The following is a 25,623-nucleotide window of genomic DNA, read 5'->3' as shown; positions in this document are numbered from 1 at the left end:
GTGCTCATCAGTGCGCACCTTGCAGTTCGGCGGAGGTGCTGCCCATGTAGGCCTCCATCACCTGCGGATTGCGCGAGACTTCTTCGTAGCTGCCTTCGGCCAGCAGCGCGCCCCGTTGCAGCACGCTGATGCGGTCGCAGATGCCGGCGATGACGCTCATGTTGTGTTCCACCATGAGGATGGTGCGGCCCGCCGAGACCTTCTTGATCAGGGCGGTCACGCGGTCCACGTCTTCGTGGCCCATGCCCTGCGTGGGCTCGTCCAGCAGCATCAGCTCCGGTTCCATGGCCAGGGTGGTGGCGATCTCCAGCGCGCGCTTGCGGCCATAGGGCAGGTCCACCGTGGTGGTGTGCGCAAAGCTGGTCAGGTCCACTTCTTCCAGCAACTGCATGGCGCGCTCGTCGAGCTGCTTCAGGCTCTCGCCGTTCTTCCAGAAATGGAAGGAGGTGCCGAGCTTGCGTTGCAGGCCGATGCGTACGTTTTCCAGCACGCTCATGTGCGGGAAGACAGCGGAAATCTGGAAGGAACGGATGATGCCCTGGCGCGCGATCTGCGCGGGAGCATCCATGGTGATGTCGCGACCGTTGAACAGGATCTGGCCCGAGGTCGGCACCAGGAACTTGGTCAAGAGGTTGAAGCAAGTGGTCTTGCCGGCGCCGTTGGGGCCGATCAAGGCATGAATGTGACCGCGCTCAATTTGCAGGTTGACCGCGCTTACTGCCGTGAAACCCTTGAATTCCTTCGTCAGGTTTCTTGTCTCCAGAATGACGTCTGTCATGGTCTCTTCTTTCCCTTTGATGCCCGCGCCGGTTGATCCGGTCGTCAAGGCCTGCCTGCTGCGGATGGCCTGGATCTTTTGGATCCAGGAACCGCCGTATTTACCTGGCGAATCGAGAAGCTCGTTTTAATATTTGGCGCATAGTAGCCCGTTCGTACCATTCATACAATACGTATAAGTACCGTATCCTCCAGCGGCTGGGAATTCTCTCTCCTATGCCCGGGAAAGCAGGCTGGAAGCGACTTTCTCGGCAATCATGACGGTCGGCGAATTGGTGTTGCCGGAGGTGATGGAGGGCATCACCGAGGCATCGGCTACGCTGAGGCCACCTACCCCGCGCACGCGTCCCTGGGCATCGACCACGGCCATCGCATCATCGCTGCGGCCCATGCGGCAGGTGCCCACCGGATGGAAGATGGTGGTGCCCACCTCACCGGCGGCGCGATACAGATCCTCTTCTGTCTCATAGTGCGCGCCGGGCTTGTATTCCTCCGGACGGTAGCGCGACAGCGCCGGCGAAGCGGCGATGCGGCGGGTCAGGCGTAGCGCATTGGCGGCGACCTTCAGGTCCTCTTCGGTGGAGAGGTAGTTGGTGGTGATCCTGGGCGCCAGCGCGTGATCCCCCGAGGCCAGGCGCACACGGCCGCGCGAGGTCGGACGCAGGTTGCACACGCTGGCGGTGAAGGCCGGGAAGGCATGCAGAGGATCGCCGAACTTTTCCAGCGACAGCGGCTGCACGTGGTATTGCAGGTTGGCGCTGGCCTGCTGCGCATCGGACTTGGCGAAGGCCCCAAGCTGCGAGGGCGCCATCGACATCGGGCCGCTTTGCGTGAGCAGGTATTGCAGCCCTATCTGCATCTTGCCGACCAGGGTCGAGGCCATGGCGTTGAGCGTCTTGGCGCCATTGACCTTGAAGACCATGCGCATCTGCAGATGGTCCTGCAGGTTCTCGCCCACGCCCGGCAGCGCATGCACCACCGGGATCTGGTGCTGCTGCAGCAACGCAGGATCGGCGATGCCCGACATCTGCAGGATGTGCGGTGACCCAATCGCACCGGCGCAGAGGATGGTTTCCTTGGCCTCGGCAAACCAGGCGCTGCCGCCCCCGGTGAATTCGACGCCGGTGCAGACCGGCCCCTGCTCGCCCTGCTCCATGCGCAAGCGGCTCACGTGGGAGCCGGTCATGATGGTGAGGTTGCCATCCTTCATGGCAGGCCGCAGGAAGGCCTTGGAAGCGTTCCAGCGCACGCCGCGCTTCTGGTTGACGTCGAAGTAGCCACAGCCCTCGTTATCGCCGCAGTTGAAGTCCTCGACCTTGGGAATGCCATTCTCGGCGGCCGCATCACGGAAGGCATCGAGGATGTCCCAGCGCAGGCGCTGCTTCTCCACGCGCCATTCGCCGCCCGCACCGTGGAACTGGCCGGCCCCGAGATGGTAATCCTCGCTCTTCTTGAACAGCGGCAGCACATTCTGCCAGCGCCAGCTGTCGTCACCCGTCACTTCGGCCCAATGGTCATAATCCCGCGCCTGGCCGCGCATGTAGATCATGCCGTTGATGGACGAACAGCCCCCCAGCACCTTGCCGCGCGGGTAGATCAGGCTGCGCCCGTTCAGGCCGGCATCGGCTTCGGTGCGGAACATCCAGTCGGTGCGCGGATTGTTGATGCAGTAGAGATAGCCCACCGGGATATGGATCCAGATGTAGTCGTCCTTGGCGCCCGCCTCGATGAGCAGCACCTTCTTGCCGGTCTTGCGCGAGAGCCGGTTGGCCATGACGCAACCGGCGGTGCCGGCGCCAATGATGATGTAGTCGTATTGCCCTGCCGATTGCATGGTGTCTCCGCTGTGCGCTTGTTCTTGGTTCTTGCTCTGTCACTGCCCGTTCGGACTGAGTAGCGCCGCAGGCGCGTATCGAAGGCGCAAAGATTCGCCGACGGCGCGCCTTCGATACGTCGCGGTGCGACTACTCAGGTCGAACGGTAGTCATGCTAACCACCCTGCTTTACTTCGCCACCGGCATGGTGAACTCGGCGCCCTTGCCGATCGTGGCCGACCAGCGCTGCATGATGGACTTGTAGCGCGTATAGAAGCGGATGCCCTCTTCGCCATAGGCATGGGTATCGCCAAAGAGCGAACGCTTCCAGCCCCCGAAGGAATGCCAGGCCATCGGCACAGGAATCGGCACGTTGATGCCCACCATGCCGACCTGAATGCGGCGCGAGAATTCATGCGCAGTATTGCCATCGGCGGTGAAGAGCGAGACGCCATTGCCGTATTCATGCGCATTGATCAGTTGCACCGCCGAAGCGAAGTCCGGCACGCGCACCACGCACAGCACGGGGCCGAAGATTTCTTCCTGATAGATATTCATCTCGGTGGTGACGTTGTCGAAGAGCGTACCGCCGATGAAGAAGCCGTCTTCATGGCCGGGCACCTTCAGCCCGCGGCCATCGACCAGCAGCTTGGCGCCGGCCTCCACGCCGCTCTGGATGTAACCCTCGACCTTGGCCTTGTGCGCGGCGGTCACCAGCGGGCCCATCTCGGCGTCGTCTTCCATGCCATTCTTGACCTTCAAGGCCTTCACGCGCGGGACCAGGGCTTCCACCAGCTTGTCGGCCACGCTGCCCACGGCCACGGCCACCGAGATGGCCATGCAGCGCTCGCCCGCCGACCCATAGGCCGCACCGATGAGCGCATCGACGGCCTGGTCCAGATTGGCATCGGGCATCACCACCAGGTGGTTCTTGGCGCCGCCCAGGGCCTGGGCGCGCAGCGGGAAGGTGCCGGCACGCTCGGTGGCCTTGCGATAGATGTATTCCGCAATCGGGGTGGAACCGACGAAGGACACGGCCTGCACCTCCGGATGCTCCAGCAGCGCATCCACAGCAACCTTGTCGCCCTGGACCACGTTGAAGACGCCATCGGGCAAGCCTGCGCGCTTGAACAGCTCGGCCAGCATCAGCGAGGGCGAAGGATCACGCTCGGAGGGCTTCAACACGAAGCTGTTGCCCGTGGCGATGGCGATGGGGGCCATCCACAGCGGCACCATCACCGGGAAGTTGAACGGCGTAATGCCGGCGGTCACGCCCAGCGGCTGGCGCAGGTTCCAGTTGTCGATGCCGCCGCCGATGTTGTCGGTAAACTGGGTCTTGAGCAGCTGCGGAATGCCGGTGGCGAACTCGACGATCTCCAGGCCGCGGGTGACCTCCCCTTTCGCATCCGAGAAGACCTTGCCATGTTCCAGCGTGATCGCCTTGGCCAGCGCATCGTGGTTCTGCTCGATGAGTTCCTTGAACTTGAACAGCACCCGGGCGCGCTTCAAGGGCGCCGTCTCCGCCCAGGCCGGCGCGGCCGCACTGGCCGCTGCCACGGCCGCATTGACTTCCTGCACCGAGGCCAGCGCCACCTTGGCGGTCGCAGCGCCAGTGGCGGGATTGAAGACGTCCTGGCTGCGGCCGCTCTCCGAGCGCGAAATCTGGCCATTGATGAAGTGATCGATATGCGGGAGGCTCATAAGGTTTCCTTTGGATGTGTTCGATGAGGGCAACGGGACCCGTCTCCTGGTCCCGGGGTATGTCAGACCGGCCACGCAGCAGCGGCGATGAATGGCAAGAATAGTCTCCCTGCGCCAGCTCATCCAATGAGGAATTATCAAGAGCAATATAAAAACTCCTTATAATGCCTCCATCCTTACGCACACCCTGCCCACAGGCTAATCACAGCCTGTCCACCAGGATATCCACGGGTTTATCCACATCTCCCATCCCGTGAAATGACCAGCAATCGCGGAAGTTGACGATGGATCTGACCCAATTACGTGCATTTATCTCTGTCGCCCATGAAGGCAACCTGACCCGGGCCGCTGAAAAGCTGCATCTGACCCAGCCAGCGGTGAGCCTGCAGATCAAGGGGCTGCAAGAAAGCCTGGGCCTGCAACTGTTCAATCGGAGTGCAGCGGGGATGGTCTTGACCGCGGAAGGCAACAAATTGCTGCCGCTGGCCGAGCGCGTAATGGCCGATGTGCAGGAACTGCGCCGTCACGCCGCCGATTTCCGCTCCAGTACGGGGGAATTGTCGGGTTCACTGGCCATCGGCACCATTCTCGATCCGGAATTCATCCGCCTGGGCGGCTTCCTGAAGTTGCTGGTCGAGCGCCATCCGCAGCTGTCGACCCAGCTCGCCCATCACATGTCGGGTTCGGTCCTGAACGAGATCCGCGCCGGCAAGCTCGATGTCGGCTTCTTCCTCGGCGCCCCTGGCCAAGGCTTCCAGTCCATGGAGCTGACTTCGTTCACCTACAAGGTCATCGCGCCGGCGGGATGGAAAAACCGCGTCTCCGGCAAAGAATGGAAAGAATTGTCACGACTGCCCTGGATATGGACGCCGCCGGAATCGGCACATCATCGTCTATTAAGCAGGATCTTCGCTCAACATCAGGTAAAACCGCATACTGTTGCACTGGTCGATCAAGAGTCTTCCATGCTCGACCTGGTCAAGTCCGGGGTCGGACTGTCGCTGGCGCGGGCCTCCATCGCGCTCAACCAGGCGCACGCTCATGGTCTGGTCATTGCTGATGCGGTGGAATTGTCGACACAGCTGAGTTTCATCTGCCTGGACAAGCGGCAGCACGATCCTGTGATACAGGCAGTTTTCCGTCTCTTGCAGGAAATCTGGCAAAGCTGAATTGCCTTCAAGACAACAGCTTGAGATCGAATATTTCCTCTAAGCAAGCTTGATTCGCCGTCGTATTGCCGAACCTAAAGGGCCGTTCTGGTTCATCTGGTGCTTGCCAAGCGCTTTTGAGCCGTTTTTTCGGATTCTGGCGCTTTTTTTGGAAAGATGTCCACCGCGCACGCTCTTCCGGTTCTTTAATTCAGATGTGGATATATATAAATAGTAGTAGTAGTTAACGTCGCCAAAAACTGTGGATAACTTGGTTTACGCGAAAAAAATCAAGGATTTAGCTTTCTGATAAACGCTTGGTAAGCTTCTGCATTGCGCAGGCACAGTTTCTGGACAATTTTTCGGCGGTGGATAAAAACCGAAGATATACCCAAACCGCGCAGCGGATATGCAAAGACTTATCCACAGCCGGCTTCAAACCCTTGAAAAACAGGCATGTCTAGCTCAACCCGCTTTCTTGTTCGCATCCAGCCCTCGGGCTTGCAGTTCGAGCAAGTCCCCGGACGCTCCTTGTTGCAATCGGCCTTGTCGGCGGGCATCCGTCTGCCCAATTCCTGCCGCAACGGGACCTGCCGGACCTGCATGTGCAAATTGTTCACAGGCCAGATCGACTACCAGATCGAATGGCCCGGACTGACGCGCGAAGAAAAGGCCGAAGGCTGGATACTTCCGTGCGTGGCCGAGGCTGCCAGCGATCTTGAGTTGCTGGTGCCTGATGCAGTCGAACTGAAGCGCTGAACTTGTCCACCGGACAAGCTCCTCCGCCGTCGCCGCTCCACCCTCCAGGTCGCTGTGGATAAAAAATCGACGTCAGGGCAGCTCCTGAGTCACTGACGGCTTTTCTTGTCCACACCTGATGGGACTCCCCTTCGCATTGTCCACTGGCGTGGCAGGCGCTTCCTGCCGTCTTCCAGGCGATCCCGATCTTTCCTGTCTTCAGGTCGTTCAGTCCAGGACCGCTTGTCCGAAGAATCTGCCAGCTGGCCTGCTGGTTTGGCAGCGAGGGCGCGCGCACTTCAGCTTTATAGTTAAGCTGTTTATAAAATTAGTAGTAATGGTTAACGTCCGCATGTACATGTGGATAACCTGGTTTACTCCCAAGAAATCAGTCGCTTGCGCGACGCATAAGCCCTTGGGCAAGCCCTGTATGACGTGATTCCAAATCGTGGATAAAAATTCGCCTTTGGATAACTTTTCGAGTTTTCCCCAATCGATGAAAAAGTTATTCAGAACTTTATCCACAGGCTGGCGCGGTTTTGATGAATTGGCTTGTGCAGGGGAGATTTTTTGTTAAAGCTAGTGAATTCGGTCAATTTGCTGCGGATCAAGGCCAGATTTAGGCTTTGAGCTAAGAAATAGCCCCTATTTCCTACCCCTTCGTGAGCTTGCGCAGAATTGCGTCCACCCATGCCTGGACGAAACAGAGCACAAAAAAACGCGGGGTCAGGAAAGTTATCCCCTGCCCCCGCGTCTGTCTTGCGCCGCATTTTCTGCTGCCTATTTTTTAGGCGAACGTTCCGCAGGCAATGTTTTGCCGGCCGCCGGCGCACGGGGCGCCTTCCTGGCTTCTTCCAGCAGATGTGCGCAATCGGCCTGCTCGTCCCCATCGACATTGATCAACGGCAGGATGGCCGTCACCGGCGCCAGCAGGCCCAGCGCCACCGCGCTGCCGGCGCGCAGCGCCAGCATGCCCTTGTCCACACCGACATCCGGTTGCTTGAAGGTCCCCGCCACATACAACGGCGAGCGCAGCGAGATGATGCGCAGCCCCTTGCTCTTGGGATGTACATGCAGATCCAGCTTTTCACGCCGCATGTCGATGGTGCCATCCACGGAGATGAGTGCATCCTCGGTATCGAGCATGAGCGTGCGCGCCGTCATGACCCCCTCCCGTACGGGCAGGTCACCCGCCAGGCAGTTAAGCTTCACTTCCTTGTCACCGAACAGCTTGCTGATGACCACATTGCCCAGGTTCAGCCCGGCCGCTTCTAGCAGGAACTTGCTGATCGCGCCCTGGGTCACCAGCGTCTTCACCTCGCCATTGGACGAGCCCAGCATCGCCGCCACCGAATTGCCGGTGGCGCTGAGCCGGGCGTCACCGTTGATCTCGCCGAAGCTGGTGCGGGAAGCGTCTAGCTGTGGATAGAGCTTCTGTATCTTCAGCCGGCGCGCCGACAGGGTCAGCTCCGACTTCATCGGCGCAGCCTGTCCGTCCAGGCGGATGGTCGAACGCAGGTTGCCGCCGGCCACGCCGAAATCCAGCGGCGCCAGCGTCAACACCTTGTCCTTGAGGATCAGATGGGCCTGCAGGTCGCTGATGGGCAGGTCCTTCTGCTTGATGATGCGCTTGCCCGTGAGCTTCACATCGGCGTCCAGCGCGCCCCAGGCATCCGTGCTGAAGGTTTTTACCGGCAGCACCTTGTCGCCAGGCTGGCGCTCCTGCGCGCCGCGCTCGGCCTTCTCGGCATTGGAATCGGCGCCGATGAGCGGCGCCAGGTCGTCGAAGCGCAGCACCTCGGAGGTGAGCGAGCCTGTCAATTGCGGACGCGCCGCTCCTGCGCCGGTGGCGTAGCGCAGGCTGCCATTGATATCGCTTTGGCCGACCTTGCCGCGAAAGTCTTCATAGTCCCACTGGCTATGGCCCGCATCGATCTTGCCGATCAGCCGGCCCTCGGTGGCGAAGGGCGGCGTCTCGGGCAACAACACGCCGGTCAGTGGATACAGGTTGCCCATGCTGGCCCCCGAGACCGACAGCCGCAGATCCAGCGCCGCCAGCGCCGCTGGCCGGGTCAGCGTGCCGTGCACACCGATGGCGGTCTTGCCCACCCGTACCTGCGCCTGCAGCGGATAGGGTTGCTGCGCATTCTGCAGCGACAGCACGCCGCCGGCCTTGCCTTGTCCCGACACCGGCGCGCCATTGAAACTGCCGCTGAGCTTCCAGCCCAGGCCATAGATCTTTTCCACAGCGGGATCGAGGGTATCGATCTCGGCCTTGAGTCTTATCTTGTCCACAGCGTCGTCCAGGCTCAGCTTGCCCTGGCGCAGGATGATGCGGCCCAGCCGGAGCTTCCACGCCGACGGGCCCTCGCTGTTGCTCTTGAAGGTCCAGTTATTCACCGCCTGCGCATTGCGCAGCAGGCTCACGGAGGGATCGCGGATTTCCAGCGACGGCAGCGCGATGTCGTGTACCAGCAGTGGCAAAGGATTGAGGGTGAACGTCACCTGGCCGATGGTGGCCATCTGGCCGGCCTGGCTGAAGGCGGGGGGATTGCCGATGCGCAGCTGCCCGGCCTGCAAGCGGGGCCAGGGTAGCCAGCGCTCCCAGAAGCCGGGCGGGGCCGCGCCGGGGAGGGTTTGCGCGCGCTGCCAATGCAGCGAGAGGTCGCCATCGATGGCAAATTCGCGCCCGATCGAGGCCGAGACGCGCTCATTGATCCAGGGCTTGGCCCGGTTCCAGTCAAAGCTGAGGATGAAGATGACCGCTGCAGTGATCAGCAGGATCAGGCTGGCGCAGAGCCAGAGGAGTATTTTTGTCAGGCGCGGCATCGGTTGGGCTTGCCATTGAGATGTTCAACATATGCCGATGCCGCCCTGCCAGCGCCGCATCAGCGCTTCATGTTGATACGACCGAATTCGTCATGGGTTGTTGCAGACAAATGTGCGCGCAGCCACTTGTGCGCGGGATTGCGGGCATCGCGCTCGTGCCAGAGCATGTCCACATGCTCTTCCGGGGTCTGGAAGGGCAACTCCTTCACCACCAGCACCTCAGCCATGCCGGTGGCCGCCACCAGATGACGCGGCAGCACCGTGATCAGCTCGGAACTGGCCACGATGCGCCCCGCAGTGAAGAACTGGTTCACCGTCAGCAGGATCTTGCGCTCGCGGTTCATGCCCGCCAGCACATCATCGATGACCGCATGGGGTTTGCCCGACAGGCTCACCAGCAGGTGGTCGGCGCTGCAATAGCTGTCCAGCGTCAGCGGCTGGGCCGCCAGCGGGTGGTTCTTGTGCATCACGCAGACGTACTGGCCGGTGTAGAGCCGGGCATGGCTGATCTGGCTCTTGGCCATGCCCTGGCCATCGGCCAGCTGGGCGGTCACACCGGGGAAGAAGCCTACGGCCAGGTCGATGTCGCCGCGCAGCAGCATGGCGCGCGGGTCGCGGGTGGTCAGCGGCATCATCCGGATCTTGATACGCGGGGCGTCGCGCATGATGGTGCGCACCAGCGACGGCAGCCACAGCGCGGCCGTGGCATCGACCATGGCCATGCGGAAGGTGTTCTGGGCGCGCGAGATGTCGAAGCTCTCCGGCGCGATCACCGCTTCCAGTTCCGAAAGAGCCCGGCGCACGGTCGGCCACAGCTCTTCGGCGCGCGGCGTGGGTTTGACGCCATGGGCGGTGCGGATCACCAGATCATCGTTGAGCGTGTCGCGCAGGCGGCGTAGGGCATTGGAGACCGCGGGCTGCGTCATGGCCAGCAGATTGGCCGCGCGCGTGAGGTTCTGCTCGGTCATGACGGCGTCGAATACGCGCAACAGGTTCAGGTCCAGGGTGAGAAAGCTCATAGTGCGGGCCTTTGTGGCGGTAAGGAGAGGCAGTATGGACGCCGGTGATCGCCGGCAGAAATATTATTCACAGATAATATAACTGATATCCGAAACGGAAAGTGGTCAAACAAATGTGAGTTCACTACACTGCAATGCAACATAACACACAACGTCAAGGATCGAATCATGGCAACCATCGCACAAAGCACCAACAGCACCTTCAAGAGCAAGTTCGCTGCCGTCATGCGCAACATCTTCATCCACTTCGTCAAGGCCCATGAGCTGCAAGCCGTTGCTCTGGTCGCCGCCGAACAGGATCGCGCTACCGGCGCCAGCCAACTGAACCGCATGGCCGACAAGTTCGAAGCCACCCAGCCCAACCTGGCTGCTGAACTGCGCTTCATCGCTTCGCGCGGCTGATCGAAGGTTTCTGTTTCACCTGATTCAAGTTTTACCGGTTACGCGTGACTTCTGCGTGACCTTGGCGCCAGGCCTTCAAGGGCGGCGCCGGTAGTGAAGGATTTCGGTAGTTCCCGGCGCGTACGGCGCTTATGTTGACGCTGATTCGATCAACGCGTCAGGACACCGATCCGTTGTCTCCTCCTCCCTCTTTAGGAAGGATTAACCCCGCAGGCCATGCCTGTGGGGTTTTTTTTCGTCCCTGGCCGCGAGCGGTCGCCGCGCTCCTGCTCCTGCCCATCGGTGCAAGATATTCACAGGCGCTGCCGCCAGCGTCAAATCGCGTTGTTTTTCTACGTCAGAGGCAGCTGATCTGGCGTGATTGCCCGTCAGGCAACTTTGCGCGATCAGCTTGAAACCCTTGTCCGGCGAACACTTGCGCCTCACGAGGAGAGTTGGAGACGGTATCGGGAGTCGTTATTCACAAAGTCCATATCTGATATGAGAACTCTAAAGTAGTCATACAGCCGGCACCTCGGCATACTGCGACGCAACAACAGTGAGATTGAACGCCGCGCAATCGTGTCGCGGCATGATTATCAGAGGTAGAAATATCATGTCCTTCCTGAACCTGGCCTTTCCCGCAGAAGCTGCAATGCCGTTTGCACAGACCCTTATCGGGATGTTGGCAGCCTATGTCCGTCCGGCCCTGGGTCTGGGCGCGCTGGTGACCTTCGTGATGGTGTTCAAGCCGCTGATCCTGGGTCTGGCGCAAGCGGCCGTCCTGCTGGTCAAGCCGCGCAAGTCGCTGGAGCAACGCATCCTGGCGCACAAGTTCAGCGGCAAGCGCATGCTCAACCGCATGGCCAATGAATACAGCATGACCCAGCCCAATTTCGCCGCCGAACTGCGCAACATGGCCGCGCGCGACTGATCCGCCGATCCCGTCCCCGCCAGGCAGTTCGAGGCCCCACCGGCTTCTGGTCGTGTAGTTGAAGTTTTGTAGTACGTACTGTGTCTCCTCCTCCCTCTTTAGGAAGGATTAGCCCCGCCAGCGCAAGCTCGCGGGGCTTTTTTTGTCCACAGCCGGCGTCTTTGTCCGCGGCAATCGTGATAACTTGTCCACCTGCAAATTACCACCGCCTCGCCGCAAGAGAAGAAGAGAACAAGAGATCATGTGCCAGCTCCTCGGGATGAACTGCAACACCCCCACCGACATCGTCTTCAGCTTTACCGGTTTCGCGACTCGGGGCGGGCTTACCGATCACCATCGCGACGGCTGGGGCATCGCTTTCTTCGAGGATTCGGGCGTGCGGACCTTCGTGGACCACCAGGCGGCGGTGGATTCGCCGGTGGCCGAGCTGATCAAGCGCTATCCGATCAAGTCGCAGCATGTCATCGCCCACATCCGCAAGGCCACCCAGGGGCGCGTGACGCTGGCCAACTGCCATCCCTTCGTGCGCGAGCTGTGGGGGCGCTATTGGGTCTTCGCCCACAATGGCGACCTCAAGAACTTCACTCCCGAACTCGATGGCCCCTACCGCCCGGTCGGCACCACCGATAGCGAACTGGCCTTCTGCTACATCCTCCAGGAGATGCGCAAGCGCTTTGGCGACACCCTGCCCCTGCTGGCTGAGCTGCGCGCGGCCCTGCGCGAGATCGTCGATCACATCGCCAGCCACGGCACCTTCAACCTGCTGCTCTCGGACGGTTCGGCGCTCTATACCCACTGTTCCACCCACCTCTACTACATCGTGCGCCAGCATCCCTTTGCCACCGCCAAGCTGTCCGATGAAGACCTGTCGGTGGACTTTTCCGAAGTCACCACGAGCAACGACCGGGTCGCCGTCATCGTCACCCAGCCCTTGACCGACAATGAAGTGTGGACGCAGTACCAGTCCGGCGAAATGAAGGTCTTTGTCGATGGGGCCGTGGTGGAGTAAGCCCGCTTTCTGGGGCGATGGTCTTGTCCACAGGCGCCGCGCAAACCAGTTCACTTTATCCACAGACAACAAAAAAGAGCGCCCGTCGCCCTCGCTTTCCTTCCGCACGGACACTGTTACAAAAAACATTGTCCCCATGGCCGGGATTGCCGCATCGACAAGCCGCTGACTCTGTCCCCCTATCGCCCACGTGAGCCCGCAGTGTTGCGCGAACGGAACAAGCCAGCTGCTGCGCAGCCTGTGGATAGATCATTTTTTTCAGGGTTTTTTGCGCATTCGCCTGTGGATAACTTGGGTTTACCAGAGTAAAATGCGTCCCTCGTTTCGCGCCCGGACGACTTCGTCCAGCAAGGCCCGTCCCATCGACGTGGCCGGCGGGCGCCGCACTCATCCGATAAGAAAGCTTCATGGAAAACTTTTGGCAGGCCTGCTCTCAAAAACTTGAGCAGGAGCTGACACCCCAGCAATACAGCGCCTGGATCAAGCCCCTGGTGCCGCTCGACTACGAAGACGGGCTGCTGCGCGTGGCCGCGCCCAATCGGTTCAAGCTGGACTGGGTCAAGACCCAGTTCGCCAACCGCATCACGGCGCTGGCCTGCGAGTACTGGGACGCGCCCACCGAGGTGCAATTCGTGCTCGATCCGCGTGGCAACCAGGGACGTCGTCCGGCCACGGCCGCCGCAGCCGGCAATGGCGCCAACGGCCTGGGTTTGCCCAATCACGAGCAATTGCACCTGGACCCCGAACCGGCCCAGCCGGTGCGCGCCGTCGCGCCGCGCCAGGAGCAGTCGCGCATCAACCCGGTGCTGACCTTCGACAACCTGGTCACCGGTAAGGCCAACCAGCTCGCCCGCGCCGCCGCCACCCAGGTGGCCAACAATCCCGGCACGTCCTACAACCCGCTGTTCCTGTACGGCGGCGTGGGCCTCGGTAAGACCCACATCATCCACGCCATCGGCAACCAGGTGCTTGTGGATAACCCGGGCGCGAAAATCCGCTACATCCACGCCGAGCAGTACGTGCGCGACGTGGTCACGGCCTACCAGCGCAAGGGTTTTGACGACTTCAAGCGTTATTACCACTCCCTGGACCTGCTGCTGATCGACGATATCCAATTCTTCGGCGGCAAGAGCCGTACCCAGGAAGAGTTCTTCTACGCCTTCGAAGCCCTGATCGCGGCCAAGAAGCAGATCATCATCACCAGTGATACCTACCCCAAGGAAATCAGCGGCATGGATGACCGCCTGATCTCCCGCTTCGACTCGGGCCTGACGGTGGCCATCGAGCCGCCCGAGCTGGAAATGCGGGTAGCGATCCTGATGAAGAAGGCCTCCGCCGAAGACGTGGTGCTGTCCGATGACGTCGCCTTCTTCGTGGCCAAGCACCTGCGTTCCAACGTGCGCGAGCTGGAAGGCGCGCTGCGCAAGATCCTGGCGTACTCCCGCTTCCACGGCAAGGACATCACCATCGACGTGGTCAAGGAAGCCCTGAAGGACTTGCTGTCGGTGCAGAACCGCCAGATCTCGGTGGAAAACATCCAGAAGACGGTGGCCGACTTCTTCAACATCAAGGTCGCCGACATGTATTCCAAGAAGCGCCCGGCCAACATCGCCCGTCCGCGCCAGATCGCCATGTACCTGGCCAAGGAGCTGACCCAGAAGAGCCTGCCGGAAATCGGCGACCTCTTCGGCGGCCGCGATCACACCACGGTGCTGCACGCGGTGCGCAAGATCGCCGCCGACCGCGCCAAGAGCCCGGAATGCAACCACGAGTTGCATGTGCTGGAGCAGACCCTGAAGGGCTGACGTCTTGCCCCCGCGCCCTGCCGGCCTGTGGATAAGATGACAATGCCGCCGATACCAGTGTATCGGCGGCATTTTTCTTGCGCGGCGGGCCAGCCTGTGGACAACTTGAAAACCCCGGCCCCGCCGCCGTACCGCGTGATCCGCATGTCCCCGAAAATCATCGCTTTTTCTCCCCAACAAGACCCTCGCCACCCCTCACGGGCTACTCTGAAGGGGTGATGATTGGTACAATGGACGGCGTTATTTCGCAGGCGGACGCAAGGGCCGGCCACGGAGCAGGAAATCCGCGAAGTAGCAAGGAAACATCGAATATCTACCTCTTAAATGTCGGTATTTGTATTCAAATGTTCCAAACGTGTAGCCAAGTGGTTCCGGCTGCCGGCATTGTCAGCCCAGGCTGGTCGATGTCCGCACGCTCTATCACCAGCTTATTCGGGAACGGGTCCCGGAACGGGGCTCACCATCCAGGCAGATGCAGTAGCGCAGCGTAGTCAGGCAGGTTGCAGGGCGGTAGCAAGGCGACAACCGTTTTTCATCCGAGGAGGAACACGCGCAACATGGGCATGATGGCGAGCCGTCCGACGGCATCCTTTAAACCATTATTAGCAAGGACAAATTGACTATGCAATTGGTGAAGACCCAAAGAGACACGCTCCTGCGTCCTCTGCAGATCGTGAGTGGTATTGTCGAGCGTCGGCACACATTGCCGATTCTGGCCAATATCCTCATCCGCAAGGACGGCGAGAAGGTGTCTTTCCTGTCCACCGACATCGAAGTGCAGATCACCACGCACGCCGACGTCGGCTCCGGCAGCGAGGCGACCGCCACTACCGTGGCCGCCCGCAAGCTGCTCGATATCCTGCGCGCCTTGCCTGATTCCGGCGAAGTCTCGATCTCGCTCTCCAACAAGCGCCTGACGGTGCAATCGGGCAAGTCCCGCTTCGCCCTGCAGACGCTGGCCGCCGAGGAATTCCCGACGGTCGCCCAGGCCGAACACTACAACGCCCAGGTCAACCTGCCGCAGAAGACCCTGAAGCACCTCTTCAACATGGTCCACTTCGCCATGGCCCAGCAGGATATCCGTTACTACCTCAACGGCCTGCTGCTGGTGGTCGAAGGCAAGAACGTGATTGCGGTCGCCACCGACGGCCACCGCCTGGCCTTCTGCCAGGTCGAGACCGAAGAAGACTTCCCGCGCCAGGAAGTGATCATCCCGCGCAAGACCATCATCGAGTTGCAACGCCTGCTCGACGACAGCGACGAGGAAGTGCAACTGCAGATCGCCAACAACCAGGTCAAGCTGACCTTCGCCGATATCGAACTGATCTCCAAGCTGGTCGAAGGCAAGTTCCCCGACTACACCCGCGTGGTGCCCAAGGGCTACAAGAACAGCTTCACCATCAGTCGCGACCAGCTGCTGCGCTCGCTGCAACGCGCCGCCATCATGACCAGCGACAAGTTCAAGGGCGTGCGCTGGGTGATCGCTCCCGGCAGCCTGAAGATCAGCTCCACCAACGCCGACCAGGAAGAAGCGGTCGAAGAGCTGGAAATCGACTACGGCGGCGACACCGTCGACATCGGTTTCAACGTCAGCTACCTGCTCGACGTGCTCAACAACCTCAAGAACGACTACGTCAACATCGCCCTGGGCGATGCCAACTCGTCGGCCCTGATCACCATCCCTGACAACGCCGACTTCAAGTACGTCGTCATGCCGATGCGGATCTGAGCAGCACCGCTCCACGCGCACGAGGGGCCGTCCGAGACGGCCCCTCGGTTGCTTTTAAGAATTCCAAAGATTCGTCCCGCGAATTCCGTTTTGTGCAGTTCCCTAGTCCACAGGCTAGCAATTTCAGAAGGTAACCATGTCCACCAGCCCCGCAGACAACACCAATTCCGCGCAACAAAGTTACGGCGCCTCCTCCATCCAGATCCTGGAAGGCCTGGAAGCGGTGCGCAAGCGTCCCGGCATGTACATTGGCGACACCTCTGACGGCACCGGCCTGCACCACCTCGTCTTCGAAGTGCTGGACAACTCCATCGACGAAGCCCTGGCCGGCTATTGCAGCGAGATCCACGTCACTATCCACGCCGACAATTCCATCTCCATCACCGACAATGGCCGCGGCATCCCCACGGGCCTGAAGATGGACGACAAGCACGAACCCAAGCGTTCGGCGGCCGAAATCGTCATGACCGAACTGCACGCCGGCGGCAAGTTCGACCAGAACTCCTACAAGGTCTCCGGCGGCCTGCACGGCGTGGGCGTGTCCTGCGTGAACGCCCTGTCGAAGAAGTTGAAGCTCACCATCCGTCGCGATGGCCGCGTGCACGCCATGGAATTCGCCAGGGGCATCGTGCAGAACCGCGAACTGGAGATGGTCGATGGCGTGCAGGTCTCGCCCATCAAGGTCATCGGCGAATCCGACAAGCGCGGCACCGAAGTCCACTTCTGGGCCGACGAAGAAATCTTCACCCACGTCGAATTCCACTACGAGATCCTGGCCAAGCGCATCCGCGAACTGTCCTTCCTCAACAATGGCGTGCACATCAAGCTGACCGACCAGCGTACCGGCAAGGAAGAGGACTTCGCCTTCGAAGGCGGTACCCGTGGTTTCGTCGAATACATCAACAAGAACAAGAGCATCCTCAACCCGACCATCTTCCAGGCCACCGGCGAGAAGCTTTCCGACCAGGGCACGCTGGTATCGGTGGACGTGTCGATGCAATGGAACGACGCCTTCAACGAGCAGGTGCTCTGCTTCACCAACAACATCCCGCAGCGTGACGGCGGCACCCACCTGACCGGCCTGCGCGCCGCGATGACCCGCGTCATCAACAAGTACATCGAAGAGAACGACCTGGCCAAGAAGGCCAAGGTCGAGATCTCCGGCGACGACATGCGCGAAGGCCTGACCTGCGTGCTGTCGGTGAAGGTGCCCGAACCCAAGTTCAGCTCGCAGACCAAGGACAAGCTGGTGTCCAGCGAAGTGCGCGGCCCCGTCGAAGAAATCGTCGCCAAGACCCTGACCGACTTCCTGGCCGAGAAACCCAACGACGCCAAGATCATCTGCGGCAAGATCGTCGAAGCCGCCCGCGCCCGCGAAGCCGCCCGCAAGGCCCGCGAACTGACGCGCCGCAAGGGCGTCATGGACGGCCTGGGTCTGTCGTCCAAGCTGGCCGACTGCCAGGAACGCGACCCGGCCCTGTGCGAGCTCTATATCGTCGAGGGTGACTCCGCAGGCGGCTCTGCCAAGCAAGGCCGCGACCGCAAGTTCCAGGCCATCCTGCCCCTGCGCGGCAAGGTGTTGAACGTGGAAAAGGCGCGCTTCGAAAAGATGCTGTCGTCCGAACAGATCACCACTCTCATCGCCACCCTGGGCACCAGCATCGGCGCGGACGAATTCAACCCGGACAAGCTGCGCTACCACCGCATCATCATCATGACCGATGCGGACGTTGACGGCGCCCACATCCGCACCCTGCTGCTGACGCTGTTCTACCGCCAGATGCCGGCCCTGGTCGAACGCGGCCACATCTACATCGCCCAGCCGCCGCTGTACAAGGTCAAGGCCGGCAAGGACGAGCGTTACCTCAAGGACGACTTCGAGGAAGCGCAATACATGATGCAGATCGCCCTGAACGACGCCGAGATCAAGCCCGCCGAAGATGCGCCCGCGATCACCGGCGAAGCACTTGTCGAACTGGCCCGCCAGTACAACACCGCCAACGCCATCATCATGCGCCTGACGCGCGCCATCGATGAATCGGCGCTGGACGCCATCATGACCGGCGGCGTGGCCCTGAAGATGGACAACCTCGAGCAGGCCACCGCCACCGCCGAGGAACTGAAGAAGGCCATCAACGACATCAACATCGACGTGCAAGCTCGCGTGGATGAGCACAGCGAGAAGGTTGCCCTGCACATCCACCGTCGCCAGCACGGCAACATCAAGGCAACCGTGATCGACGCCGACTTCGCCAGCGGCCCGGATTATCAGGTGCTCTCGACTGCGGCCGAGACCTTCAAGGGGCTGATCCGCAAGGGCGCTACCGTTGCGCGTGGCCAGGGTGAGAAGCGCAAGGAATCGGTCATCACCGACTTCCGTCAGGCCATGGCCTGGCTGCGTGATGAGGCCGAGCGTGGCGTCAACAAGCAGCGCTATAAAGGTCTGGGTGAGATGAATCCTGAGCAGCTGTGGGAAACCACCATGGATCCGACGGTGCGTCGTTTGTTGAAGGTGCAGATCGAGGATGCGATTGCTGCGGATCAGATCTTCATGACGCTGATGGGGGATGATGTGGAGCCGCGTCGGGCGTTTATTGAGTCTAATGCTTTGCAGGCGGGGAATATTGACGTGTAATGGTGTCGTGTAGGGTCTCAGAGAATATGAAAAATGTCTCGTTCGTATGACAATTAAATCTCTGTCTTCTTGATAAATCCCTACGTCACATCGTGCCGATTTAACTGCGAGAAGTTTAAGTAAATTCGACAGAAAAAGCCTCGGTTAGCCCGAGGCTTTTTTTATGTTCGGAATTTTGCTACAGACTCAAAATACTTTCGGGCGGGACTCGGGAAATCTTGCGTTAAGACCTTGATTTCAAAAGGATAGATAGCGGAAAACTGTATGATAAATATACTTTGTATAGATAAGTATTTGATTTTTAAGGATTTATTGATGTATTGAGCTTAAGCGCCTAAAATATGGAACATTAATTTGCTCAAAAAAGATGGCTCCTCGTGACTCCATTCTCTGCTTTCTTACATGACTTTTGCCGCTCACGTGGAATGCGTCAGAAAGAGTTCGCTTTCCATATCGGAGTTGATCCGTCATACCTGAGCGCAATTATTAATGGTCGTAAGAACTCGCTCGGGAATTCAATAGCCGAGAGAATCGAAGAAAGGTTCGCACTGTCTGAAGAAGAGAAATTACGGCTGCGAACAGCGATCAAATTCTCCAAGATGAGACATCAGATACCCGCTCATGCAAATCCGGAGGAATATGAGCTTGTATGTCGAATTATGGATTCGTTGGGTAAGTTAAAGGCAGCTCAGATCAACATCATGAACGAGGCCCTAAAGCTCTGAATTCCGAGCTTGCCTCTCCCGCTAATAAGGAGAAATTTAACGAAGGAATGTTTAGAAAAAACAAACGGGACAAGCTTTTTAGGGCCTGTCCCGCTGTAGAGAACTGATTGATACTAGACTTGGTAATCGAAGTATCAGCCTCTTTCCCTCAGCGGTCAACCCCATAAAGCTCCCCCTTACCATCTTCGATGAACTGATGTTCGCCGCGGAGTGGACCACTTTTGGTCAATTTTCGGCGTCCGAGGGACCACTATGCCTTACCCACATACAAGTCCACAGCTAAGTGCTGTCGGGCAAGGGCATTCCGTTGCCCAAACCAACAGAAACCTGCCGAACAAACTCAGGGCTCGCGAGCCAATAAGTCGGTCTTTTGGATTAATCCGAGGGAAGTTTCCTTCACAAAAGGTCGGGCGAATGATTCATTGGGAGAGTCAATTAGAAAGAGATGCGGTAATTCTTTTTGAGTTTTCCAGAGGTGTTATCTCGTATAGAGAGCAGCCGCTGACGACGTACTATGCGCTCGACGGAAAGGTCCGTCGATACACACCTGACTTTGAGATCACCCTCTTTACGGGAGAAGTAGTTCTGATAGAAGTGAAGCCCTCTGAGAAGTTACTCGATCCTAAAGAGAGCACGCGACTCCGACGGATTGCTGAACATTTTGCCGAAACAGGTAGTGCTTATCGCATTCTTACCGAAATTGAGCTTCGGCCTGGAGACCTTCTGGCCAATCTACAAATGGTGTTCAGATATAGAGAAGCAAAGCTATCGCCATTTGAGCGTCGAAAATTCAGCGAACAAATCCGCGTTGCCGGAGAGATGACCTTCGGTGACGCCACGGTGCTGTTAGGCGCGAAAAGTCTCGTATGGATTTTGATAGCCGAGAATTTATTGTTCTGCGATTTGCGACACCCCGTCACTGAAAAAACAGTCCTATTCACAGGCATTCGGGAGGGGTGGAATGAAGAACTATATTTTTAAGGTGGGTGCACTCATCACGATAAAACAACAACGATTTCGTATTGCACGAATAATTGTTGATGGACGTGTTCAGCTAGAAGCAGAAGTTGATGGGACCCTATCAAACACCACTTGCGAAGAGCTGCTTAAGCACTACGCTGAAAGAAATCTGCGATTTAGCGATAGTCATTCAGATAATGAGCCAGGATCGATTTCTTTAGGCCGTCCTCTCTCCACATTTTCGCAACCTGTCCAACAAAACGCCATTCGAAAAAAGGCGTATCTCGACTTTATCCAAAATCAGGGACGCTTTGTTTCTACGCCAAGAACACTTCAAATACATATTGAAGAATGTGCGCGGAGACTTGGAGATCCTACACCCCCTAGCCCGATAACTGTCTACCGCTGGAACCGAGAGCTAGCTATGCACCAAGGCGACTATCGGTCGCTAATAGCGCGGCATGATCGAAAAGGTGGCCACGGATGCCGGCTTCATCAGGATGTCAGGGAGATTCTAACGGCCGTAATTGATGAGGTGTATCTCTCTGAGCAGCGGAATTCTGGTGACATGGTGCATGCCGAGGTTATTACGAGAATCAACAAATGGAATGAATTTCAACAGCGCAATAGGAGGCTCGCAATACCAAGCCGCGCCACCATTTATCGCGCTCTTTCAAATCTCGATAGATATGACGAGATGGCCGCGCGGTTTGGAAAGCGCATCGCTGATATGAAGTTTAGGACGAGCGGTTTAGGGGAGTTACAAATGCGTATTTTGCAGCGAGTTGAGATAGATCACACACCTCTTGATTTGTTTGTGATTGACGAAACAACGGACCTTCCACAAGGGCGCCCTACAGTGACCTTGGCGATCGATGCATATTCAAAAATGCCTGTAGGAATGCATATTGGTTTTTCCGGACCATCTATTGAAGCGGTCTTTGCTTGCATAAGACACGCGCTTCTGCCGAAGACATATGTTAAGGATGCCTATCCAGAGATAGAAAATGATTGGCCATGTTATGGCCATATCGAAACACTGGTGTGTGACAACGGGCTTGAATTCCATAGTCACGAACTCGAGAGAGTTGCGCTTGAGCTAGGAACGCAGATAGTGTTTTGTCCGAAACGCCAGGCGTATTACAAGGGATCGATTGAGCGTTTTCTTAAGTCTTTAAATTTCCAGTTCGCTCGCATGCTGCCAGGACATAGCTTCGCAAAATGGTTCCACCGCGAAGACTATGATCCATTAAAGGATGCGGTCATCACTTTTGACCAGATGATGCGTTACTTGCACAGATGGCTAATTGACGTCTATGCGCAGAGACTACATCGCGGAATCAACAGTTCGCCTTATCGGAAATGGTCGGAGAATGCATTGCAGGAGCCCCCTAGGCTAATAGCCGATTTAGATCGTTTAGATATCACACTGGGGCGTTCGTGCGAGCGCACGTTGTTCCACTACGGCATAGAGTTACACAATCTTCGATACAACGACCCTGCTCTCCTCGCTATACGACGGCAGTTGGGAGAGCAGGTTAAGGTCCAAATTCGCTACTACTTTGATGATATTTCTTTGATCCATGTGATCGATCCGATCACCCAAAACGCTATTCCGGTGCCAGCGCTAGATCAAGCCTATGCTCGTGGGCTCTCTATCGAGCAGCATCGTTTGATCTGTGCTCGCGCGCGGGAGATCAACAAGGGAGCGATTAATACTTCGAGTATTGCAAGAGCTAAATCGGAAATTCGGGAAATAACACACGAACTCTCTCTTAGTAAGCTACAGCGCAAACGTCAACGTGCTGCGAAGTTACAGGGGGTCAAACAAACACAGAAAAAGGAGTCTACTGCCACACAAAATATACCGGCCGCGGGTATCGAAAATTCTCCTCCTCTATCCCTGCAAGTTGATTCGAAGGAGCTTCCCGATATGGGCTCGCTTACTTTTTCTCGCGTGCCAAAATCGGCGGAACTATGAGTATGCTCAAACAAGACATATCCGACACGGATTTCTATGATCGGTTAAAAGCGACTGAGGAGATACTGATCCCCCACACACAATTCAAAAATACCGTCGCTAGACTGCAGCGATCAATAGAGATAGCTAGGCGCGGCGCGGAACCGAGGAACGCATTTCTAACAGGGGAAGCGGGGACAGGAAAGACCTGGTTAGCAGAATATTTCGCTTCGCTTTATCCAGCGGAGGTAAGGACTCACGGCAGTTCGAAACCGGTGTTGCTGGTACCAACGCCATCATCACCAACATTGAAGGGACTTGGCGAGGCAATATTGTTGGCCCTGGGTGATCCGCTTAGTCATAAAGGGAACGCGTTTGAAAAGCGAGAGCGAGCGTTGGGCCTGTTTAAGAAATCTGCAGTCGAACTCGTTTTCTTTGACGAATTTCACCACTTTCTGGATCACGCTAAACATGACTCCCTCATAGCTGTAACTGACTGGCTAAAGAGATTTATAGATGATGCTCGGATACCTTGTGTGCTAATGGGATTGCCGCGATGTGAAGCAATTCTCCAGGCAAATGAGCAATTACGAAGACGCTTTTCGTCTAGATTAGAGTTGCCAATCTTCTCGATTGATAGCGAGCAAGACGAAATAGAATTTCGGACGATATTAAACGAGATAGATAAGGCTCTACCTACTCAAACGCTATCTGGCCTGGCTGAAGTTAATATTGCTAGAAGACTTCATTTCGCTAGCAATGGACTGTTGGGATATCTGCGAAAGTTAATTACCGGCGCCGTCGAACTGATGTTGATTGAGAATCATCGGACACTAACTTCTAGCATACTTGAACAAGCTTTTCGGGAGGTGATTTGGCGAGAAGGTATGCGAGAGCTCAATCCATTCAATGCCGCTTTTAAGTTTCGGCGCCTGGATAAGCCCGGGGAACCGTTTGCAATATCAATGATTACGCCCAGAGAAATGGCCCGGAGGAATCCCCGGTGAATCGTTCATTGATGTTCAGACCGCAACCGATCGACGGTGAAAGTCTTCGTGGGTTTCTCATGAGGCTTGCGGAGGCGAATTGCGTATCCAATTTAGTGTGGCTCAAACAGGCAACTGATGAGATGGAGCGGCTACGACCGATGATCGGAACTACGCTGCAAGGAAGACTTCCGCCATGGCTTATAAAAATATATGGCTGGAGAGTTCCTTCAAAGGGGCGACTTGAATCCTGCCTAATGACAAAGTTTGCGAGGTGCTGTCCCGAATGCCTAGATGAACTGCGGTATTGGCCTGCTGAATGGGAACAAGTCTTTTACACAGCTTGCCATCGCCATGGACGCTCAATGTCCGTCAATTGTCCCGATTGTTCGCAGTCTCTGGAGTGGTCCCGATCAGACCTTCTTCATTGCAGTTGTGGTTCAGATATTACGCGCTGGCCTAAAGGTAAAAACGTCTCAGTAGCGGAAAGGCAATTGTGTGCTCGACTTGCTGTGTCTATGGCGAGAGAGGCTGGACGGATGGTATCAACCGAAGCGACGGAGCATGACAACCTATTTAGTAACATAAAAACTCAAGACCTTATAAGGTTCATCTGTATATTCGGTAGCCATGGTGCTTCAGGGGTAGGCACAAAATCGCGCAGCTGGTTAGATAAAGTAAATCCGAATGAGGCCCCGGGTCTCGTCCGCGTTGCTGCGGAAATACTTACTTCTTGGCCAAATAGGTTTCATCTCCTTCTGGCAGAGCTAGGAGGGTATGGGGAAACGGACGTCATGCGTTCTGACCCGAAGCCGGAGTTCGTAAGCCTCGCCAAATGTCTGCGGAAACATTTTGCTTCCCCAGGGCTCGATTTCGTGATGGCGGCCTTTAGGTCTTTTGCAGTTGAGAATTGGCATCGAGTATTGGACCGCCGAAGCAAATGGATGAGTCCTCTCGGCTATGACGAGCAGCGGTACATACCCGCAGCGGCAGTAACTCGACAGCTGCACATTTCGCGTCATCGAGTCAAAGAACTTCTTGATAAAAATATACTTCGCGGATATGTGAAGAAGACTCCGCACGAGCGCGAATTTACCGTCATCGAGCGAAGTTCTCTTATTGACGCCGGAGACCTGATTGATGATTACATTCCGTTAAAAGCGGTGGCAGCACTCCTCGGGCTGCCGAGAGCGCGAATCAACGAGCTCGTCGCTTGTGGATTGCTAACTGAAACGTCACGAACTGAAGGATCCAGGCAAGCCAGGTTATTTTCTCGGAAAGAAGTGGCCGTATTTGTAAAGAGGCTTTCTGCCGGCCGCCGCGAACCCTCGGATGAAGAAGATTTATTAACTACATCGACGATACTGAAAGTTCATCTGGCTTCGGAAAGGGAATTCTGTTCATTTTTTGCTGCCGTCATTGCCCGGCGGTTGCAATCTGTATGCGTATCTCCGCTCAAAAGCGGCTTCGGTGCGTTAGGTTTTCTACGCGCGGAATTTCATCTGTGGCGTAGTGAAATGAGAGCTACCGTGAGGTCTGATCTTCTAACGATCACTGCTGCAGCTCGAGAACTTGGTGTAAAGGAGCAGGTGGCTTACCATTTGGTGCATATAGGTCTTCTTCCATCGATAAATAGTACCTTGGGAAAGAGACGATGCCGGCGAGTGAGTGTCGGTGATCTCGCGCATTTCAAGACTACCTATATTTCTGCCGTTGAACTGGCTACCCACTGGTGCACGTCGCCAAAAGCAGTATTGCAAATTTTGCAGACTCAAGGGGTAGAGCCAGTGTCTGGTCCGCAGATAGATGCAGGCAGGCAGTATTTTTTTAATAGGTGCGACGTCCGGAACGTTTCGTATGGCATTGCTCTATGAAAAATCAAACCAAAAAGAAGTCTTTGTACGCTCGTTCTCTGGCTCGGATAAGGCAGCACATGCTTGCTGAAGATCTGCTCTGGTAAAATATTATTTCAGTCGGCAGAGAGTTCGGAAGCCGAAATTATGAGACACGGCTCATGCCGGAGCCGCTAGCTCGTTCTTTTATTAATGCAAAGTCAAAGCGAGTGACTAAGCACAACAGTAAATAGATCAGAGCATCACTTCAGCCTATATCTCGCTCCGGTTCTGAGGAGCTGTTCACGAAGTCGCCGCGCATCATTCTGTCCAGCTTTCTACGTCCGGTAAGGTTTCGTCCATGAACTGCTGCATGGCCATGTCTGTGCTATCAGCCTGAGCCACAAGAAGGCATTGGCGGCGACATTCCTCTTCAAAGCCCGGGCGGCGCGTATCGGGTACCCAAATTAGCACTGGGCGAAGTCCGGTCTTGCGCAGGGCATCGCGTTGCTTTTGAACTCGTGATTTGACGTGTGACATGTTGGCCGCCTTCCTCTTACATGAAATATCGAATGCTCCATTAATGTTACATGCAGCCAGTTTCCTCAGGTAGGAGCTTTTTGCGGTTCAGGTTTCATCCC

At 57.2% G+C, this 25,623-nt stretch carries 19 protein-coding genes and 1 pseudogene; 14 read left to right on the top strand and 6 right to left on the bottom strand.

Going from position 1 to position 25,623, the window contains the following annotated elements; all coding sequences use genetic code 11:
* Positions 1-7 precede the first annotated feature (7 nt).
* From BGK68_RS05595 to BGK68_RS05585, 3 genes are all read right to left on the bottom strand, one after another.
* Entirely contained in the window at positions 8-778 is a 771-nt protein-coding gene (locus BGK68_RS05595; protein WP_013236706.1) for an ABC transporter ATP-binding protein, read from the bottom strand.
* Positions 779-991: 213 nt separating this feature from the next.
* Positions 992-2,611 carry a GMC family oxidoreductase gene (locus BGK68_RS05590; RefSeq protein ID WP_075256252.1) on the bottom strand — a complete coding sequence of 540 codons (1,620 nt, stop codon included), beginning with the start codon at positions 2,609-2,611 and terminating at the stop codon, positions 992-994.
* Positions 2,612-2,780: 169 nt separating this feature from the next.
* Positions 2,781-4,292, bottom strand: a complete 1,512-nt coding sequence (locus BGK68_RS05585; RefSeq protein WP_075256251.1) for a CoA-acylating methylmalonate-semialdehyde dehydrogenase — start codon at positions 4,290-4,292, stop codon at positions 2,781-2,783.
* Between the two features lie 284 nt (positions 4,293-4,576).
* Here BGK68_RS05585 and BGK68_RS05580 point away from each other — a divergent pair, with 284 nt between their 5' ends.
* Both BGK68_RS05580 and BGK68_RS05575 read left to right on the top strand, forming a co-directional pair.
* Complete coding sequence (locus tag BGK68_RS05580) at positions 4,577-5,461, top strand: LysR family transcriptional regulator (protein ID WP_075256250.1); 885 nt, start codon at positions 4,577-4,579, stop codon at positions 5,459-5,461.
* A 435-nt stretch (positions 5,462-5,896) separates the two neighbouring features.
* Positions 5,897-6,199: a 2Fe-2S iron-sulfur cluster-binding protein gene (locus tag BGK68_RS05575; protein WP_075256249.1), complete on the top strand. Its 303-nt coding sequence runs from the start codon at positions 5,897-5,899 to the stop codon at positions 6,197-6,199.
* A 759-nt stretch (positions 6,200-6,958) separates the two neighbouring features.
* On the opposite strand, the gene BGK68_RS05565 is transcribed toward BGK68_RS05575, so the two are convergent.
* Together BGK68_RS05565 and BGK68_RS05560 are read right to left on the bottom strand one after the other, a co-directional pair.
* Entirely contained in the window at positions 6,959-9,007 is a 2,049-nt protein-coding gene (locus tag BGK68_RS05565; RefSeq protein WP_075256247.1) for an AsmA family protein, read from the bottom strand.
* A 59-nt stretch (positions 9,008-9,066) separates the two neighbouring features.
* The gene (locus BGK68_RS05560; protein ID WP_075256246.1) at positions 9,067-10,026 is read right to left on the bottom strand and encodes a LysR family transcriptional regulator; all 960 of its coding nucleotides are present in this window, start codon (positions 10,024-10,026) and stop codon (positions 9,067-9,069) included.
* 168 nt (positions 10,027-10,194) lie between these two features.
* Between BGK68_RS05560 and BGK68_RS05555 the strand changes: the two genes are divergently transcribed.
* The 12 genes and pseudogenes from BGK68_RS05555 to BGK68_RS28205 all read left to right on the top strand — a co-directional run bounded on the left by BGK68_RS05555 (position 10,195) and on the right by BGK68_RS28205 (position 25,024).
* Positions 10,195-10,428, top strand: a complete 234-nt coding sequence (locus tag BGK68_RS05555; RefSeq protein ID WP_041311378.1) for a hypothetical protein — start codon at positions 10,195-10,197, stop codon at positions 10,426-10,428.
* A gap of 595 nt (positions 10,429-11,023) precedes the next feature.
* A complete protein-coding gene (locus tag BGK68_RS05550; protein WP_013236713.1) occupies positions 11,024-11,341 on the top strand; it encodes a hypothetical protein in 318 nt (105 codons plus the stop codon).
* A 241-nt stretch (positions 11,342-11,582) separates the two neighbouring features.
* Positions 11,583-12,350, top strand: a complete 768-nt coding sequence (locus tag BGK68_RS05545; RefSeq protein WP_075256245.1) for a class II glutamine amidotransferase — start codon at positions 11,583-11,585, stop codon at positions 12,348-12,350.
* Between the two features lie 407 nt (positions 12,351-12,757).
* On the top strand, positions 12,758-14,155 hold the full coding sequence (dnaA, locus tag BGK68_RS05540; RefSeq protein WP_075256244.1) for a chromosomal replication initiator protein DnaA: 1,398 nt from the start codon (positions 12,758-12,760) through the stop codon (positions 14,153-14,155).
* 622 nt (positions 14,156-14,777) lie between these two features.
* The gene (gene dnaN, locus BGK68_RS05535) at positions 14,778-15,884 is read left to right on the top strand and encodes a DNA polymerase III subunit beta (protein WP_013232087.1); all 1,107 of its coding nucleotides are present in this window, start codon (positions 14,778-14,780) and stop codon (positions 15,882-15,884) included.
* A 136-nt stretch (positions 15,885-16,020) separates the two neighbouring features.
* Entirely contained in the window at positions 16,021-18,519 is a 2,499-nt protein-coding gene (gene gyrB, locus BGK68_RS05530) for a DNA topoisomerase (ATP-hydrolyzing) subunit B (RefSeq protein ID WP_075256243.1), read from the top strand.
* A gap of 377 nt (positions 18,520-18,896) precedes the next feature.
* Complete coding sequence (locus tag BGK68_RS28640; protein ID WP_143432957.1) at positions 18,897-19,244, top strand: helix-turn-helix domain-containing protein; 348 nt, start codon at positions 18,897-18,899, stop codon at positions 19,242-19,244.
* 252 nt (positions 19,245-19,496) lie between these two features.
* A complete protein-coding gene (locus tag BGK68_RS05520) occupies positions 19,497-20,225 on the top strand; it encodes a TnsA endonuclease N-terminal domain-containing protein (protein WP_143432956.1) in 729 nt (242 codons plus the stop codon).
* Positions 20,206-22,185: a Mu transposase C-terminal domain-containing protein gene (locus BGK68_RS05515; RefSeq protein WP_083657734.1), complete on the top strand. Its 1,980-nt coding sequence runs from the start codon at positions 20,206-20,208 to the stop codon at positions 22,183-22,185. The genes BGK68_RS05520 and BGK68_RS05515 overlap by 20 nt, the downstream gene beginning before the upstream one ends.
* Before the next feature lie 2 nt (positions 22,186-22,187).
* A complete protein-coding gene (locus tag BGK68_RS05510; RefSeq protein WP_075256241.1) occupies positions 22,188-23,171 on the top strand; it encodes a TniB family NTP-binding protein in 984 nt (327 codons plus the stop codon).
* 11 nt (positions 23,172-23,182) lie between these two features.
* Positions 23,183-23,500, top strand: a pseudogene (locus BGK68_RS28635) (TniQ family protein); the annotation flags it as partial.
* A 444-nt stretch (positions 23,501-23,944) separates the two neighbouring features.
* The gene (locus BGK68_RS28205; protein WP_233149241.1) at positions 23,945-25,024 is read left to right on the top strand and encodes a helix-turn-helix domain-containing protein; all 1,080 of its coding nucleotides are present in this window, start codon (positions 23,945-23,947) and stop codon (positions 25,022-25,024) included.
* A 279-nt stretch (positions 25,025-25,303) separates the two neighbouring features.
* Here the strand turns inward: BGK68_RS28205 and BGK68_RS05500 are convergent, their stop codons facing one another.
* A complete protein-coding gene (locus BGK68_RS05500) occupies positions 25,304-25,522 on the bottom strand; it encodes an antitoxin MazE family protein (RefSeq protein WP_075256239.1) in 219 nt (72 codons plus the stop codon).
* Positions 25,523-25,623: the final 101 nt, after the last annotated feature.

The sequence above is a fragment of the Herbaspirillum camelliae genome, from assembly GCF_001929405.1.
Taxonomy (GTDB): domain Bacteria; phylum Pseudomonadota; class Gammaproteobacteria; order Burkholderiales; family Burkholderiaceae_D; genus Herbaspirillum; species Herbaspirillum seropedicae.
The sequence above is the reverse complement of the archived record's forward strand: the minus strand, read 5'-3'. Positions and strand labels throughout refer to the sequence as shown.